Raw genomic sequence first — 1176 nt, 5'->3', positions numbered from 1 at the left:
CAGGGCTGTTAAGTTCTCCCTCCGGCAATAGTGACGGCGCAGTCGAAGTTGAGTGCATTCCGGTAGAGCGCTCGAGAGACGCTTGAAACCTTGCTCGCGCGCATGCAATTCAGCGCGATCGAGCGCAATCGAGCCAGGATGCCGGGCTGTTCGCGGATACGGCAGGCGTCCTCAAACAGGACCACATCCCGAACATGGTGGTTCTGGTTTTCTATGCGCCAATGGCCCCGAATTGCCGTTTGAAACTGTCCGGCCTCAAGGTGTGCGGTACTGACCCACCAGGCTGTTTCGACGCTGATCTCGGCCACGCCCTTACGCTTGTGCATAACCTCGCGCGTCACTTTCACGACTGCTTTCACCAGAGGTTGCCAGTCTTCCGGCAACCATCCGGCTGGCGGGACAAACGTCTGGACCGTGCGCATCTCGACTCGCCCGTGACCCTTGTCATGGTCAACATGCTGTTGTGCGGGTCGATGAAACTGCGGCAACATCTGGCAGGCGGCAAGCAGCTCAGGCTGGTTCTCTTTCACTTGAACCAGCACGTCGGCACCACGCGCCATGGCTAGCGACAGTGTTTTTTTTGACAGTGCATGGCGTCAAGCGTAAAGACGCGCCCCGATAGGCCCAACGCCTCGATCAGCGCTTGCGCGGCCGGAATTTCATTCGTTTTCTCATCCACCTCAAGATGCCCCAGCACAATCAGGTCGAACTGGGTAAAAGCAGACACCAGTTGCCGGGCCCGCGTATCGGTCACCCGTGAGGCGCTACCGCGTAAAGCTTTGCCATCGATGGCTACGAACTGTAGCCCATCGCGCGCCGACGAATCTTTGTCGGCCTGCTGGCGAAGCGCTTCTTCAAGCGCCTGAACATCCAGCTTGAGCAGAAACCGGCGAATGCCTACCCATGTCGGAGCTTTCTTCCATGTCGTGCCAAACAGCGTGTTTAGCTGCTCCAGCCGTTCATTGATGAAAAGCTCCATTTTCCGCAGCGACGTCGCTCCCGATAGCACCGCCAGCAACAACCCGCACAGCAATGGCTCCAGCTCGTATCGCTTGCCTTTCGCTTCGCGCTGATCGACCAATCCTGAAAACAGCCCCCCAAGCAGCATCGTCTCCTCATCGTATGGACGTGAACAGCAGGAACGTTAACACACGGGGGATAAAGTTAACAGCCCTG

The 1176-nt window shown here is 57.7% G+C and carries 1 pseudogene; it reads right to left on the bottom strand.

The annotated features are described in order from the left end of the window. Positions 1-8: 8 nt before the first annotated feature. Positions 9-1108 (bottom strand): annotated as a pseudogene (locus M0D64_RS44790) (ISAs1 family transposase). Positions 1109-1176: the final 68 nt, after the last annotated feature.

It is taken from the genome of Paraburkholderia sp. WS6, from assembly GCF_030464835.1.
GTDB classification, from domain to species: Bacteria; Pseudomonadota; Gammaproteobacteria; order Burkholderiales; family Burkholderiaceae; genus Paraburkholderia; species Paraburkholderia madseniana.
Note: the sequence above shows the minus strand (reverse complement) of the source record. Positions and strands in the feature narration are given on the sequence as shown.